Raw genomic sequence first — 16,115 nt, forward strand, 5'->3', positions numbered from 1 at the left:
CAGCGGCGACGCCTTGCGCCACGCCACTGCGGTTCAGGCCACCGGCGCCCTGCAGGAGGAACTCAAGCAACTGCCTCCGGCCTTGTCCGCCTCCTTACGCCCGAGCCTGGACAGCCTGCAAGGGTTTGCCGGCAACGAGCTGCTGGCGGCCGGCAAACTGGCCGGCGACCCGCAGGCCTTGCTGCTCCAGGCTGAACGCGAGCTCGGCGCAAGTCTCGATCAACTGGCCAGCTACGCCCAGAGCAGCACCAGCGGCGATGCCGGACGCTATGGCGCGCCGCTATTGCGCGCCGCACTGCACCTCTCGCGGCTGTCGCTGGCCCGCGATAAGCTGGTCAGCAGTGGCCGCAGCGAACTGGCGGACGAAGTCGAGCGTGAGCTGCAGCAGATGGTCGCCCAGGCCCAGGCGCTCGATGAACTGCCGCTGCTTGGCGTCACCGCCGCCCGCGAGTCGAATGCCGATGACTTTGCCGCCCTGATGGGCCTGGAGACGCAAAGCGACAGCGCAGCCGAAGACACCGGCGTCGCCCTCAAACGGGAACTGAACAGCCTGCTCAAACGCTACCCTGGCGAACTGCAACGCACCCGCGAACAGATCCAGCGTCGCAGTCAACTGGCCGACCGTACTCATCAGCAGATAGACGCCGTGCAGCAAGCGATTGCCGCCCTTGAGCCGCTGGTGCGCAGCCAGCACGCCACGATCCAGGGTGAAGTGCGGCTGATCCAGGGCTTGATGATTGGCCTGATCCTGTTGATCGCCCTACTCATCGATACTCTGCAACGGCGCCTGGCACGGGTGCTGACCAACCTGGCGCCCGCGCTTTCACGCTGGACCGAAGGTGACTTCGGCCAGGCCATTGCCTTGGGCAAAAGCAACCGTGAAATGCATGACATCCAGGATTCACTCAACCGCCTGCGCCTGTACCTGGTGGAACTGGTCGGAACCATCCGCAGCAATGCTGAACAGGTGGCGGGCAGCAGTCATGCCCTGGCCGGCATGAGCAGCGCCCTGCATGCAGGCGCCGAGCGTCAGGCCGGTGACACTGCGCAAATCCGCGATGCCCTGGGCGAGCTGGAAGCAACCATCCTGCAGGTCGCCGGCGATGCCAGCCAGGCCGCCGATGCCAGCCGCGATGCCGGACGCGCAGTGGAGCAAGGTCAGGCGGTGATCGGCCAGAGCCTTACCGGCCTGCGCGCGCTGGTCGATGAAGTGCAAGGCAATGCTCAGATGATCGAACAACTGGCCGAGGAGTCAGCCACTATTGGCGGTGTGCTCACGGTCATTCGCTCGATTGCCGAACAAACCAACCTGCTGGCCCTGAACGCCGCGATTGAGGCAGCACGCGCCGGGGAAATGGGCCGCGGCTTTGCCGTGGTGGCCGAAGAAGTGCGCTCGCTGGCTCAGCGCACCACGGGTGCCACTGGCGAGATCCAGACCTTGATCGGCCGCCTGCAGCAAGCTGCGCGCGAGTCGGTAGAGGGTATGCGCGCCCAGCTCGAACATGCCGAGGCAACCGCCGACAAGGCTCAAGCCGCCGACGGCGCGCTGGATGAGATCGTCGCGGCAATCCAGACCATCTCCGCCACGGCGGTACGGATTGCCGACGTCACCGCCCAGCAAAGCGGCGCGGTGAGCGAGATTCGTGATCACAGTGAGCGGATTCATGATTTGGGTGAAGACAATCTGCAGCGTATTGGTGAAGGGCGTGAACAAGGTGAGCAGTTGCTCCGGCTGGGCGGCGAGCTGAATACTGCAGTGCGGGCGTTTCGGGTTTGAGTCCCAATCGCGGGGCAAGCCCGCTCCTACCGGGCCATACCAATCGGTGGGAGCGGGCTTGCCCCGCGATTGGGTTATCATGCAGGCACATCTGTACAGCGAGACCGCCATGCGCCGCCTGCTTTGCCTGATTTTCCTGCTTCTGGCCCTGCCCGCCGTCGGCGCCGGCCTGCTCGACAACCGCCCCAGCGCTACCTTGGGCGCCCCGTCGCTGAACAACAGTGCCGACTTTCTGCCGGTGCACGAAGCCTTCAAGCTCAGCGTGGTTCAGAGCGACGCGCAAACCATCAAGCTGCGCTTCGTCGCCGCTGATGGCTATTACCTGTATCGCCATCGCTTCCATTTTCGTACCGAACCTGCCGACATCGCCCTGGGTGCTGCGCAGATCCCGCCCGGCGAAGCCAAGCACGACGAGTTCTTCGGCGACGTCGAGGTCTACCACGGCATCCTCGACATCGACATCCCGCGCCCCGCCAATGACGCGCGCGCCTTCACCTTGCTGGTGGGTTACCAGGGCTGCGCCGATAAAGGCCTGTGCTACCCACCGGAAACCGAGCGCCTGAGCATTGAAGGTAGCGCTGGCGCATCGGCCGCCAACGCACCGGGAGCGACGGCAAAAGCCTGGACCTGGAAAGAACTGCTGCTGTTCTTTCTCGCCGGTGTCGGCCTGACCTTCACCCCTTGCGTACTGCCAATGCTGCCGATCCTCTCCGGCGTGGTCCTGCGTGGTCAGGTCGGTGGCCTGCGCGGTTTCAGCCTGTCGCTGGCCTATGTACTGCCGATGGCCGCCTGTTTCGCCCTGCTCGGCGCACTGATGGGCCTGTTCGGCGCCGGCATGAACCTGCAGGCACGTCTGCAATCAGCCTGGGTGCTGGTGCCGTTCTCGCTGTTTTTCGTGCTGTTCGCCCTGGCCATGTTCGGCCTGTTCGAATTGAAGCTGCCTCATGCCATCAGCCATCGCCTGGAGCGCCTGGTCGGCCAGACCAAGGGCGGTTCGCTGCTCGGTGCGGCGATTCTCGGGGTATTCTCGAGCTTGCTGGTATCGCCCTGCGTGTCGGCACCGTTGGCCGGCGCGCTGCTGTATATCAGCGCCAGTGGTGACGCCGTGGGCGGCGCGTTGAAACTGTTCGCCCTGGGCCTGGGCATGGGCGCCCCATTGCTGCTGGTGGCCACCGGTGGTGCGGCCTGGCTGCCAAAAAGCGGTCCTTGGCTGGTGACGGTGAAGAATGCTATTGGCGTACTGCTGCTGGGCCTGGCCATCGGCCTGCTCAGCCGGGTTTTGCCCGGCCAGGTCACGTTGCTGCTGGTGGGCCTGTTGAGTGCCGGTGTGGCGGTGTTCCTCGGCGCCCTGGAGTTCACCGCGAAAACCACCCTGCAGCGCCTGGCGCAGTTGCTCGGCCTGTTGCTGCTGGTCTACGCCCTGGCCTGTTGGTATGGCGCACTGAGTGGCCAGACCGACCCGCTGCGTCCGCTACCTCAGGCCGCCGTCTCCGGCGGTGCTGGCAACCTCCAGGCCAGGTCCGAAAACGCCTGGCAGACCGTGACCACTCCCGCCGCGCTCGACAATGCCCTGGCCCAGGCCAAGGCCGATGGACAACCGGTGGTACTGGACTGGTACGCCGACTGGTGCATCAGTTGCAAGGTCATCGAGCACGAGGTGCTGACCGCGCCTGCGGTCCAGCGTCAGCTTGAGGGCTACAAGCTGCTGCGCTTCGATATCACCGAAAGCAATGCCGAACAGCGCACCCTGCTCGACCGCTACCAGCTGTTCGGCCCGCCGGCGCTATTGTTTTTTGCCGCGAACGGCAGCGAAAAAACCAGCGTTCGCGTGGTAGGTGAGACAAACGCCGGCGAATTTGCCGAGCATCTGACGCGCATTCGCGCCGATCTGGGTCTATAACTTCTTCTGGCCGCTGAAAGCCATCATCAATGACCGAATTTAATAAATTAGTCACATATTTGGCGTGAATCTCGGTCATCGTGCTGGCTATTGCAGGCAACTGGACACTGCCCGCCGGTTTACGGCATAGTCGCCGCGCAACGTTTGTGCCTAACGATAAAAGGAACCACAGATGGCAACGCTACTGGTGCTGCACGGCCCCAACCTGAACCTGCTCGGCACCCGTGAACCGGGGGTCTACGGCGCCGTTACCCTGGCCCAGATCAACCAGGACCTGGAGCAGCGCGCCCGTGCCGCCGGCCATCACCTGCAATACCTGCAAAGCAATGCCGAGTATGAATTGATCGACCGTATCCATGCCGCGCGCGGCGAAGGGGTCGACTTCATCCTGATCAATCCGGCGGCTTTCACGCATACAAGTGTCGCATTACGTGACGCATTGCTGGCAGTGAGCATCCCATTCATCGAAGTGCACCTGTCCAACGTGCACAAGCGTGAACCTTTTCGCCATCACTCCTACTTTTCCGATGTCGCTGTAGGAGTGATCTGCGGCCTGGGCGCCAGCGGTTATCGGCTGGCCCTGGAGTCTGCCCTGGAACACCTGGCTGCTAACGCAAAGCCCTGATGACGAGCACCTGGCCTGTAGGCCGGGGCTCACAAGAAACGTTTGCTAACACGTTTTTATATTTACGCCCCTGACCGAACCTTGGGAGTTGATGATTAATGGATATCCGTAAAGTCAAGAAACTGATCGAACTGCTGGAAGAGTCTGGCATCGACGAGCTGGAGATCAAGGAAGGCGAGGAATCCGTACGGATCAGCCGTCACAGCAAGACCCCGGCCCAGCAGTACTACGCACCGGCTCCAGTTGCCGCCGCTGCTCCAGTAGCCGCGCCTGCCGCCGCCCCAGCTGCCGCCGAAGCCCCAGCCGCACCAAAACTGAACGGCACCGTTGCCCGTTCGCCAATGGTCGGTACCTTCTACCGCAAAGCCTCGCCTAGCTCGCCAGCCTTCGTTGAAGTCGGCCAGACCGTGAAGAAAGGCGACACCCTGTGCATCGTCGAAGCCATGAAGATGATGAACCACATCGAAGCTGAAACCAGCGGTGTGATCGAATCCATCCTGGTAGAAGACGGTCAGCCGGTTGAGTTCGACCAGCCGCTGTTCACCATCGTTTGAACCGCGGAGAGCCAACGATGTCTGCGAAGCTCGAAAAAGTCCTGATTGCCAACCGTGGGGAAATTGCCCTGCGGATCCTGCGTGCCTGTAAAGAGCTGGGCATCAAGACCGTCGCCGTACACTCCACGGCTGACCGCGAACTGATGCACCTGGGCCTGGCAGACGAGTCGGTCTGCATCGGTCCGGCTTCGGCCAGCCAGTCCTACCTGCACATCCCGGCGATCATTGCCGCGGCCGAAGTGACTGGCGCTACCGCCATTCACCCGGGCTACGGCTTCCTCGCGGAAAACGCCGACTTCGCCGAACAGGTCGAGAACTCCGGCTTTGCCTTCATCGGCCCGAAAGCTGACACCATTCGCCTGATGGGCGACAAGGTATCGGCCAAGGACGCGATGATCAAAAGCGGCGTTCCTACCGTACCGGGTTCCGACGGCCCGCTGCCGGAAGACGAAGAAGAAGCCCTGCGCATTGGCCGTGAAGTCGGCTACCCGGTGATCATCAAGGCCGCCGGTGGCGGTGGTGGTCGCGGCATGCGCGTGGTGCACAAGGAAGAGGACCTGATCGCCTCGGCCAAGCTGACCCGCACCGAAGCCGGCGCCGCGTTCGGCAACCCGATGGTTTACCTCGAGAAGTTCCTGACCAACCCGCGTCACGTGGAAGTCCAGGTCCTGTCCGACGGCCAGGGCAATGCCGTGCATCTGGGTGACCGCGACTGCTCGCTGCAGCGCCGCCACCAGAAGGTACTGGAAGAAGCACCGGCCCCAGGCATCGATGAAAAAGCCCGTCAGGAAGTCTTCAAGCGTTGCGTCGATGCGTGCATCGAGATCGGCTACCGTGGCGCCGGCACCTTCGAGTTCCTGTACGAAAACGGCGCGTTCTACTTCATCGAAATGAACACCCGTGTTCAGGTGGAGCACCCGGTTTCGGAGATGGTCACCGGTATCGACATCGTCAAGGAGATGCTCAGCATCGCCGCTGGCAACAAGCTGTCGTTCACTCAGGATGACGTGGTGATTCGTGGTCACTCGCTGGAGTGCCGGATCAACGCCGAAGACCCGAAGAAGTTCATCCCGAGCCCAGGCACCGTCAAGCATTTCCACGCTCCAGGCGGCAACGGCGTTCGCGTCGATTCGCACCTGTACAGCGGCTATGCGGTACCGCCGAACTACGACTCGCTGATCGGCAAGCTGATCACCTACGGCAAAGACCGCGACGAAGCCATGGCCCGCATGCGCAATGCCCTGGACGAGATCGTCGTCGACGGCATCAAGACCAACATCCCGCTGCACCGCGACCTGGTGCGTGATGAAGGTTTCTGCAAAGGTGGCGTCAACATTCACTATCTGGAACACAAACTGGCTAGCCAGGAGTGATTCAGCAGGTGATGTGAAAAAGACCCCGGCCCAGTGGCCGGGGTCTTTTTTTTGGAGCCCCGCCCCCACAGGGTTGTTTCCACAAACCCTTCGCACTCAAGTAAACTGGCGGGCTTCTCGCAGCCTTGGGCTGCCCCCTGTAGATTTTTCCAAAGGTGCCCGCCATGCCTTGGCTGCAAGTACGTCTGGCCATCAGCCCGGAACAAGCCGAAACCTATGAAGACGCCCTGCTCGAAGTAGGCGCGGTTTCGGTCACCTTCATGGATGCCGAAGATCAGCCGATTTTCGAACCGGACCTCAACACCACGCCGCTGTGGTCGCACACCCACCTGCTGGCCTTGTTCGAAGCCGATACCGACGCCGCCGCAGTGTTCGCTCACCTGCAGCTGCTGACCGGCGCCGCACTGCCGGAACACCAGGCCGAAGTTATCGAAGACCAGGACTGGGAACGCAGCTGGATGGACAACTTCCAGCCGATGCGTTTCGGTCAGCGCCTGTGGATCGTGCCGAGCTGGCATGCCGCACCGGAGCCAGAGGCGGTCAACCTGCTGCTCGATCCGGGCCTGGCATTCGGCACCGGCACCCACCCGACCACCGCACTGTGCCTGGAGTGGCTCGACGGTCAGGACCTGAAAGACACCCAAGTGCTCGACTTCGGCTGCGGCTCGGGGATTCTGGCGATTGCCGCCCTGCTGCTCGGCGCCCGTGAAGCGGTCGGCACCGATATTGACGTGCAAGCCCTGGAAGCTTCCCGCGACAACGCCGGACGCAATGGCATCGCCGACGATAAACTTGCCCTGTACCTGCCGGAGCACATGCCGGCGATGCAGGCTGATGTGCTGGTTGCCAACATCCTGGCCGGCCCGCTGGTCTCGCTGGCCCCGCAACTGTCCGGACTGGTGCGCCCGGGTGGCCTGCTGGCACTGTCGGGGATCCTCGCCGAACAGGGCGAAGAGGTTGCCGCGGCCTACGCCAAAGACTTCGATCTGGACCCCATCAGCGTTCGTGACGGCTGGGTACGCATCAGTGGTCGCCGCCGTTAACTGCGCCTAGAATAACTATCTGTATAACCCGGACCGCCGCATGACCGACAGTTTCGTCACTCAGTGCCCGCATTGCCAGACCAGCTTTCGCGTCAGCCACAATCAGTTGAGCGTGGCTCGCGGCGTAGTGCGTTGCGGTGCCTGCCTGCAGGTGTTCAACGCCGCCAAGCAGCTGCTGGAGCAAAGTGCGGCGCAGCAGCCTGCTGCCGAGCCAACGAGCACCGAGCCAGCAGCGCCGGAACCGGTGACGCCGGTCAGTCAGCACGCATGGAGCACCACCGAGCTGGACCTCGACCAGCTCGACCTGGATCAGGAGCTGGCGCGCCTGGAACAGCGTGAGATTCAGCCAGTCACCGAGTTCAAGGCCAGCACCCCTCGTGAAGACAGCCTCAGCGCCCACCGCGACGAGCCGGAAAACGACGACCAGCACTGGCCCGACAGCCTGTTCAGCACCCCGGCCAGCGAGCGTGACACGCTGAACGAGGCGCTCGAAGAGCCACAGCCGCCGCTGGTTGAACAGGAGCCCCTGGACCTTGCGCCTGCGCCGGGTGAACGCACCGAACCGTCGCTGTCACTGGACCCGGATGTCCTCGATGACGACCTGGACGCCCCCCTGCACCATCAGCAGCCGATCGTGGCCGAGCTTGACGAGCCGCTTGGCGAACGCCTGTCGGCAAAAGACCCGGACGACGACCTCGACACAGCGCACAGCAATCTGGACGAGCGCCACGAACTCGGCCTCGGCCCGGTCTCCAGCCGCCCGGCACGCAAGGAGCCGCTGCTCGACCTGGTCGACGACCCGCTGCAGCTGGACTGGAAAAAACCCAAGCCCCACTGGGGCAAACGCCTGCTGTGGATATTCCTGGTGCTGCTGGCCGCCGCCGCCCTGGCGGGCCAGTACATCTGGTATCACTTTGACGAACTGGCCCGCCAGGACCAGTATCGCCCCTGGTTCCAGCAGATCTGCCCGCAGGTAGGCTGCGATGTACCTTCGCGCGTCGATATTGCCCGGATCAAGAGCAGCAACCTGGTGGTGCGCAGCCACCCGGATTTCAACGGCGCACTGATCGTCGACGCGATCATCTACAACCGTGCCCCCTTCACCCAGCCGTTTCCGCTGCTGGAACTGCGCTTTGCCGACCTCAACGGCCAACTGATCGCCAGCCGGCGCTTCAAACCCGCCGAGTACCTCAGCGGTGAACTGGCCGGCAAAGGTGAAATGCCCAGCCAGGTGCCGATCCACATCGCCCTGGACATCCTCGATCCAGGGCCCAAGGCGGTCAATTACAGCCTGAGCTTCCGCTCTCCCGAATAGCGCCTGGCTTGCCTGCCCGACCGTGCAAACTGTCGGGCATAACGTCGCAGCTGTTCAGATTTTATCCAAATCCATCTTTATCCGGTCACCGAGAGCGGGTATCATGCCCACCCTTTTTCGAACTCTAATGATCCGGCCCCACAACAGGGAACTCCTATGTCGGCGGTACGCATCGGCCCATACACACTGCAGAACAACCTGATCCTCGCGCCGATGGCCGGGGTCACGGACCAGCCATTTCGTCAGCTCTGCCGACGAATGGGCGCAGGCCTGGTGGTGTCGGAGATGGTCAGCAGCGACATGAGCCTGTGGAACAGCCGCAAGTCGCGTCTGCGCATGATTCACCAGGGTGATCCCGAGCCGCGCTCGGTACAGATCGCTGGCGGTGACGCGCAGATGCTCGCAGCGGCGGCCCGGGCCAATGTCGAGGCTGGCGCACAGATCATCGATATCAACATGGGCTGCCCGGCAAAAAAAGTCTGCAACAAAGCTGCAGGCTCTGCTTTATTGAAAGATGAAGCCTTGGTCAGCGAGATCCTCCACGCGGTGGTTGCCGCCGTGGATGTACCGGTCACGCTGAAAATCCGTACAGGATGGGACCGGGCGAACAAAAACGGCCTGACGGTGGCAAAGATTGCCGAACAGGCCGGGATCCAGGCACTGGCAGTACATGGACGCACCCGCGCCGACCTTTACACCGGCGACGCCGAGTACGACACCATCGCAGCAATCAAGCAGGCGGTGTCGATTCCGGTTTTTGCCAACGGCGATATCACTTCGCCAGAAAAGGCCCGGGCCGTGCTTCAAGCGACCGGGGCCGACGGCCTGTTGATAGGCCGGGCTGCCCAGGGGCGGCCGTGGATCTTTCGCGAGATCGAGCATTACCTGCGCACCGGCGAACACTTGCCGGCGCTGCAGCTGCAAGAAGTGGAACGCATTCTGCTGGAGCATCTGGCCGCGCTGCACGCCTTTTATGGCGATGTGATGGGTGTACGCATCGCCCGCAAGCACGTCGGCTGGTACCTGGCAACGCTTCCGGGCGCCAGGGAGTTTCGCGCCCAGTTCAATCGTTTGGAAGATACACAAGCGCAGTGCGCCGACGTTCGTGGTTTTTTCCGCGAGCGTGAACAGAGCCTTGAGACAGAGGACGGACAAGGGGTGGCCGCATGACGATGATGACCGAGACTTTAGTGAGTGGAACAACGCCCGTGAGCGACAACGTCAACCTGAAACAGCACCTGAATACACCGAGCGAAGAGGGTCAGACCCTTCGCGGCAGTGTGGAAAAGGCGCTGCACAACTATTTCGCCCATCTTGAGGGCGCGGCCGTCACGGACGTGTACAACCTGGTGCTCTCGGAAGTCGAAGCGCCGTTGCTCGAAAGCGTGATGAACTACGTCAAGGGCAACCAGACCAAGGCCAGCGAGCTGCTCGGACTCAACCGCGGCACCTTGCGAAAAAAGCTTAAGCAGTACGATTTGTTGTAAGCAAGCATCCAAACCAGAAAAGGCGGCTCCCATTCGATGAGGTCGCCTTTTTTGCTGACTCCACCGCGTTATGGAATCTGAAATGACCGACCAGACTACCCGCCTGCCGATCCGCCGCGCCTTGATCAGTGTCTCCGACAAGACCGGGATCCTTGAATTTGCCCGTGAGCTGGAACAGCTCGGCGTCGAGATCCTGTCCACCGGCGGCACCTTCAAGCTGCTCCAGGACAACGGCGTTGCCGCGGTGGAAGTTGCCGACTACACCGGCTTTGCCGAAATGATGGACGGCCGGGTCAAGACCCTGCACCCGAAAATCCACGGCGGCATCCTCGGCCGTCGTGGCACCGACGACGCCATCATGGCCGAACACGGGATCAAGCCGATCGACCTGGTCGCGGTCAACCTCTACCCGTTCGAAGCCACCATCTCCAAGCCTGGCTGCGACCTGCCGACCGCCATCGAGAACATCGACATCGGCGGCCCGACCATGGTTCGCTCGGCGGCCAAGAACCACAAAGACGTCGCTATCGTGGTCAACGCCAGCGATTACGCTCAGGTGCTGGAAAGCCTCAAGGCCGGCGGCCTGACCTATGCCCAGCGTTTCGACCTGATGCTCAAGGCGTTCGAGCACACTGCCACCTACGACGGCATGATTGCCAACTACATGGGCACCGTTAACCAGGCGGCTGAAACGCTGAGCACCGAAGGCCGCAGCGAATTCCCGCGCACCTTCAACAGCCAGTTCGTCAAAGCCCAGGAAATGCGCTACGGCGAGAACCCGCACCAGAGCGCAGCGTTCTATGTCGAAGCCAAGCCTGCCGAAGCCGGCATCGCCACCGCCGTGCAGCTGCAGGGCAAAGAACTGTCGTACAACAACGTGGCCGATACCGACGCCGCGCTGGAATGCGTGAAGAGCTTCGTCAAGCCAGCCTGCGTCATCGTCAAGCACGCCAACCCGTGCGGCGTGGCGGTCAGCCCGGACGCCGAAGGCGGCATCCGCCAGGCCTATGAACTGGCCTACGCTACCGACACCGAGTCGGCCTTCGGCGGCATCATCGCCTTCAACCGCGAACTGGATGCCGAAACCGCCAAGGCCATCGTCGAGCGCCAGTTCGTCGAAGTCATCATCGCCCCGAGCGTCAGCGACGAAGCCCGCGCCGTGGTTGCAGCCAAGGCCAATGTGCGCCTGCTGGCCTGCGGCGAGTGGTCGGCTGAGCGTGCCGCTGCCTGGGACTACAAGCGTGTTACCGGTGGTCTGCTGGTACAGAGCCGCGACATCGGCATGATCAGCGCTGCAGACCTGAAAGTGGTGACCAAGCGTGCACCGACCCAACAAGAGATCGACGACCTGATCTTCGCCTGGAAAGTGGCCAAGTTCGTCAAATCCAACGCCATCGTCTACGCCAAGGGCCGTCAGACCATCGGTGTCGGTGCCGGCCAGATGAGCCGTGTGAACTCCGCTCGCATTGCGGCAATCAAGGCAGAGCACGCTGGCCTGCAGGTACAGGGTGCGGTCATGGCATCGGATGCGTTCTTCCCGTTCCGTGACGGTATCGATAACGCAGCTAAAGTGGGTATCACTGCGGTGATCCAGCCAGGTGGTTCGATGCGTGATGCTGAAGTCATCGCTGCCGCTGATGAAGCTGGCATCGCCATGGTGTTCACCGGCATGCGTCACTTCCGTCACTGATTAAGGCCCCTGTGGGAACGGGCTTGCCCCGCGATTGCGATCTGTCTGCCACATCGCAATCGCGGGGCAAGCCCGCTCCCACAGCAAGATGCCCCATCCGAATTAGCGTCATCGAGGTTTTGACATGAAAGTTTTGATTATCGGTAGCGGCGGTCGTGAACACGCCCTGGCCTGGAAAGTCGCTCAGGACCCACGGGTCGAGAAAGTCTTCGTTGCTCCGGGCAACGCCGGTACCGCCACCGAAGCCAAGTGCGAGAACGTCGACATCGACGTCACTGCCCTGGAACAATTGGCCGACTTCGCCGAAAAAAATGTTGCCCTGACCATCGTCGGTCCTGAAGGTCCGCTGGTTGCCGGTGTCGTCGACCTGTTCCGCAGCCGCGGCCTGGACTGCTTTGGCCCAACCAAGGGCGCAGCCCAGCTGGAAGGCTCCAAGGCTTTCACCAAGGACTTCCTGGCCCGCCACAAGATTCCTACCGCCGACTACCAGAACTTCACCGAGATCGAACCGGCCCTGGCCTACCTGCGCGAAAAAGGTGCACCGATCGTGATCAAGGCCGACGGCCTGGCCGCAGGTAAAGGCGTGATCGTCGCCATGACCCTCGCCGAAGCCGAAGACGCCGTGCGCGACATGCTCGCAGGCAACGCGTTCGGCGACGCCGGCTCGCGCGTGGTGATCGAAGAGTTCCTCGATGGCGAAGAAGCCAGCTTTATCGTCATGGTCGATGGTCAGAATGTACTGCCAATGGCCACCAGCCAGGACCACAAGCGTGTTGGCGACGGCGATAGCGGCCCGAACACCGGTGGCATGGGCGCCTACTCGCCGGCACCTGTGGTCACTGCCGACGTGCACCAGCGGGTCATGGATCTGGTGATCTGGCCGACCGTGCGCGGCATGGCTGAAGAGGGCAACGTCTACACCGGTTTCCTCTATGCTGGTCTGATGATCGACAAGGCCGGTAACCCGAAAGTCATCGAGTTCAACTGCCGCTTCGGCGACCCGGAAACCCAACCGGTCATGCTGCGCCTGGAATCGAGCCTGGTGCTGCTGATCGAGGCCGCCTTTGCCAAGGCGCTGGACAAGGTTGAAGCGCAGTGGAACCCGCAACCAAGCCTGGGCGTAGTCCTGGCTGCTGGCGGCTACCCTGGCGATTACAGCAAAGGCGCGGCAATCAACGGCCTGGACGCTGCCGCCAAACTGACCGGCAAGGTGTTCCATGCCGGTACCGCACTGAAGGACGGCCAGGTGGTTGCCACCGGTGGTCGCGTACTCTGCGCCACGGCCTTGGGCGAAACCGTTGAAGCTGCACAACAGCAGGCTTATCGCCTGGCTGCCGAGATCAACTGGGAAGGCAGCTTCTACCGCAAGGACATCGGCTATCGTGCCATTGCCCGCGAACGTGGTGAGCATCAGCAGTAAAAACGCGCCTGGAAGCGGTGACGCCCTCGGCGTCCTGCTTCCGATTCGAAGGCAAGACCCATCATGGGCCTTGCCTTCGCCTTGGCGCGCCGCGCATAGTTATCATTCGGCTCTTTGCTAAGAAAGGATCTCGTCGTGCGTTGGCTCAGGATCGCCATTGGCCTCACCGTCAGCCTGCTGACCCTACTCTGCCTGTTGCCGGCCTCAGCCGAACAAAGCGGTGGCTGGGCGGTTTTGCTCGACGAACAAGCCAACCTGCAGCTCAGTGATATACGTTCCGATCGCTACCGCAATCAATTCAGCCCGATTGAGCTGAACCAACTCGATGCCGCATCGCCAGACCAGGCGCTGTGGTTGCACTATCGCCTGGAACCCGGGCAGCATGAACAATTGCTGCGGGTCTTCGCGCCGGATCTGTCCCGTCTTGATCTTTATGCCCTGGACGGCGACCAGCTGATCAAGCACATACACAACGGCCGCCCCTCCGAAAGCGGCGACACCACCGTGCGCAGCAGCGATCACCAGCTGGCCCTGCCGGGCAGCGCGCATACGCTGGATATCTACCTGCGTCTGGTTTCCGAACATCAACTGCGTCCGAGCATCGGCCTGGAGCCTGCCACTCAGGTCGCCGCCGATCAGCGCCAGACCTTGCTGTTCGGCCTGTTGTTCGGCTGCCTACTGATGTTGATGCTGCACAACCTCATCCGCTTTGCCTATTCGCGCTCCAGCACCAGCCTGAGCCTTGCCGTCTATCACGGCCTGATGCTGCTCAGCGCCCTGATCCTGCTCAACCTCAGCGGCCCCTGGTGGAGCCTCTGGCACTCGGCGCAAACACCAGCCGCCTACCTGACCGCCCTGCTTGCGAGCCTGGCCGGCCTGACCTTCACCTTGCGCTTCTTCAGCCCCTGTGAGCACCCACGCCTGAGCCGCCTGCTCCAGGCAGAGATGATCCTGATCGGGGTCTTCGGCCTGCTGCTGCTGTTCGTCGATACCCTGCCGCTCAACCTGATGACCTATGCGCTGTTCGCCCTCGGCACGCTGAGCATGCTGCTGGTTGCCAGCTACCACTGGCACAAGGGCTATGCGCCGGCGCGGCTGTTCGCCTTGTCGATGCTGGCCTTCAACATTGGCTGCCTGGTGGTACTTCCGGCCCTCCTCGGCCTGACCCGCACGCCGACACAATGGCTGCTGTTCATTCTTCTGGGCCTCACCAGTTTCAGCGGCCTGCTGCTCAATCTGTCGGTCAGCGAGCGCCTGCGCCGGATCAGTGAAGAGCGCTTCAGCGCCAGTTGTGCGCTGGCGGCCAGCAACGCCGAGATCAACGCCAAGGCCGAGTTCCTGGCCAAGATCAGCCATGAGATCCGCACGCCGATGAACGGCGTACTGGGCATGACCGAACTGCTGCTGGGCACCCCGTTGTCGGTCAAGCAGCGCGACTACGTGCAAACCATCCACAGCGCCGGCAACGAACTGCTCACCCTGATCAACGAGATTCTCGACATTTCCAAGCTTGAGTCCGGGCAGATCGAGCTGGACGATGTGCAGTTCGATCTCAACGCGCTGATCGAGGATTGCCTGAGTATTTTCCGCGCCAAGGCCGAACAGCAGAACATCGAGTTGATCAGCTTCACCCAGCCGCAAGTACCGCGGGTCATCAGCGGTGACCCGACGCGCCTGCGCCAGGCGCTGCTCAGCCTGCTGGAAAACGCCCTGAAGAAAACCGAGCAAGGCGAAATCCTTCTGGTGGTGGCGCTCGATCAGCGCGGCAACGCGCCACGTCTGCGCATTGCCGTGCAGGACAGTGGCGAGGCGATTTCCCCAGGCGACCGCGAAGCCCTGTTGCAAGCCGAATTGCACAGCAAACACTTTCTTTCCAGCAACAAGCTGGGCGGGCATCTGGGCCTGGTCATCGCCAAGCAGCTGATTACCCTGATGCAGGGTGAGTTCGGGATCAAGACCAGCCACGGCATGGGCAACACCTTGTGGCTGACCCTGCCGCTCGATCCGCAGCGCCTCGAACAGCCTCCCGCCGATCTCGATGGCCCGCTGCGCGGCGCCCGGGTGCTGGTGGTGGACGACAACGACACCTGCCGCAAGGTCCTGGTGCAACAGTGCAGTGCCTGGGGCATGAACGTCAGCGCCGTGCCTTCGGGCAAGGAAGCCCTGGCCTTGCTGCGTACCAAGGCGCACCTGCGCGATTATTTCGATGCGGTCCTGCTCGACCAGAATATGCCCGGCATGACCGGCATGCAGCTGGCAGCCAAGATCAAAGAAGACCCGAGCCTGAACCATGACATCCTGCTGATCATGCTCACCGGCATCAGCAATGCGCCGAGCAAGGTCATCGCGCGCAATGCCGGGGTCAAGCGGATCCTGGCCAAACCGGTCGCCGGTTACACTCTCAAGACCACCCTGGCCGAAGAACTGGCGCAACGCAGCAAAGGCCAGCCGAGCATTCCGGCTCCTGTCAGCCTGAGCCCGCCGCTGAACCTGCCCAGTGACTTCCGCATTCTAGTGGCCGAAGACAACAGCATCTCGACCAAAGTCATCCGCGGCATGCTCGGCAAGCTCAACCTCGAACCCGATACCGCCAGCAACGGCGAAGAAGCCCTGCAGGCGATGAAAGCCCAGCGCTACGACCTGGTGTTGATGGACTGCGAAATGCCCGTGCTCGATGGCTTCTCAGCCACCCAGCAGCTGCGCATCTGGGAACTCAGCAACCAGCGCAAGCGCACGCCGGTGGTGGCCCTGACAGCGCACATTCTTGCCGAACACAAGGAACGCGCACGCCTGGCCGGCATGGACGGCCATATGGCCAAACCGGTCGAGCTGTCACAGTTGCGCGAATTGATCGAACACTGGGTCGCCCAGCGCGAAAGCGAATCCTCTCAGGTGCCGACCCCGTAAACCGTCAGACCCCTGATACACTTG

General features: G+C 62.4%; 12 protein-coding genes. All 12 read left to right on the plus strand.

All coding sequences use genetic code 11. The features are described 5' to 3' along the window. Window positions 1-997 precede the first annotated feature (997 nt). The 12 genes from PSAKL28_RS28660 to PSAKL28_RS23670 all read left to right on the plus strand — a co-directional run bounded on the left by PSAKL28_RS28660 (window position 998) and on the right by PSAKL28_RS23670 (window position 16,091). Window positions 998-1,777, plus strand: a complete 780-nt coding sequence (locus PSAKL28_RS28660; RefSeq protein WP_371262012.1) for a methyl-accepting chemotaxis protein — start codon at window positions 998-1,000, stop codon at window positions 1,775-1,777. 109 nt (window positions 1,778-1,886) lie between these two features. Next, window positions 1,887-3,677, plus strand: a complete 1,791-nt coding sequence (locus PSAKL28_RS23620; protein ID WP_038616984.1) for a protein-disulfide reductase DsbD — start codon at window positions 1,887-1,889, stop codon at window positions 3,675-3,677. Window positions 3,678-3,849: 172 nt separating this feature from the next. Beyond that, window positions 3,850-4,302: a type II 3-dehydroquinate dehydratase gene (gene aroQ, locus PSAKL28_RS23625; protein ID WP_038615065.1), complete on the plus strand. Its 453-nt coding sequence runs from the start codon at window positions 3,850-3,852 to the stop codon at window positions 4,300-4,302. A gap of 98 nt (window positions 4,303-4,400) precedes the next feature. Continuing rightward, window positions 4,401-4,856, plus strand: a complete 456-nt coding sequence (gene accB, locus PSAKL28_RS23630) for an acetyl-CoA carboxylase biotin carboxyl carrier protein (RefSeq protein ID WP_038615068.1) — start codon at window positions 4,401-4,403, stop codon at window positions 4,854-4,856. A 17-nt stretch (window positions 4,857-4,873) separates the two neighbouring features. After that, window positions 4,874-6,229, plus strand: a complete 1,356-nt coding sequence (gene accC / locus PSAKL28_RS23635; protein ID WP_038615071.1) for an acetyl-CoA carboxylase biotin carboxylase subunit — start codon at window positions 4,874-4,876, stop codon at window positions 6,227-6,229. 164 nt (window positions 6,230-6,393) lie between these two features. Continuing rightward, window positions 6,394-7,272: a 50S ribosomal protein L11 methyltransferase gene (prmA, locus tag PSAKL28_RS23640; RefSeq protein ID WP_038615073.1), complete on the plus strand. Its 879-nt coding sequence runs from the start codon at window positions 6,394-6,396 to the stop codon at window positions 7,270-7,272. A 40-nt stretch (window positions 7,273-7,312) separates the two neighbouring features. Further along, window positions 7,313-8,587, plus strand: a complete 1,275-nt coding sequence (locus tag PSAKL28_RS23645) for a DUF3426 domain-containing protein (RefSeq protein WP_038615076.1) — start codon at window positions 7,313-7,315, stop codon at window positions 8,585-8,587. A gap of 156 nt (window positions 8,588-8,743) precedes the next feature. After that, window positions 8,744-9,757: a tRNA dihydrouridine synthase DusB gene (dusB, locus tag PSAKL28_RS23650; protein ID WP_038615079.1), complete on the plus strand. Its 1,014-nt coding sequence runs from the start codon at window positions 8,744-8,746 to the stop codon at window positions 9,755-9,757. Then, window positions 9,754-10,074 carry a DNA-binding transcriptional regulator Fis gene (gene fis / locus PSAKL28_RS23655; RefSeq protein ID WP_003186237.1) on the plus strand — a complete coding sequence of 107 codons (321 nt, stop codon included), beginning with the start codon at window positions 9,754-9,756 and terminating at the stop codon, window positions 10,072-10,074. Before dusB ends, fis begins: the two co-directional genes overlap by 4 nt. Before the next feature lie 82 nt (window positions 10,075-10,156). Continuing rightward, a complete protein-coding gene (purH, locus tag PSAKL28_RS23660; protein ID WP_038615082.1) occupies window positions 10,157-11,764 on the plus strand; it encodes a bifunctional phosphoribosylaminoimidazolecarboxamide formyltransferase/IMP cyclohydrolase in 1,608 nt (535 codons plus the stop codon). Window positions 11,765-11,888: 124 nt separating this feature from the next. Continuing rightward, window positions 11,889-13,184: a phosphoribosylamine--glycine ligase gene (gene purD / locus PSAKL28_RS23665; protein WP_038615084.1), complete on the plus strand. Its 1,296-nt coding sequence runs from the start codon at window positions 11,889-11,891 to the stop codon at window positions 13,182-13,184. Window positions 13,185-13,319: 135 nt separating this feature from the next. Further along, window positions 13,320-16,091 carry a hybrid sensor histidine kinase/response regulator gene (locus PSAKL28_RS23670; RefSeq protein ID WP_038615087.1) on the plus strand — a complete coding sequence of 924 codons (2,772 nt, stop codon included), beginning with the start codon at window positions 13,320-13,322 and terminating at the stop codon, window positions 16,089-16,091. Window positions 16,092-16,115: the final 24 nt, after the last annotated feature.

The sequence above is a fragment of the Pseudomonas alkylphenolica genome, assembly GCF_000746525.1.
Classification (GTDB): Bacteria; Pseudomonadota; Gammaproteobacteria; order Pseudomonadales; family Pseudomonadaceae; genus Aquipseudomonas; species Aquipseudomonas alkylphenolica.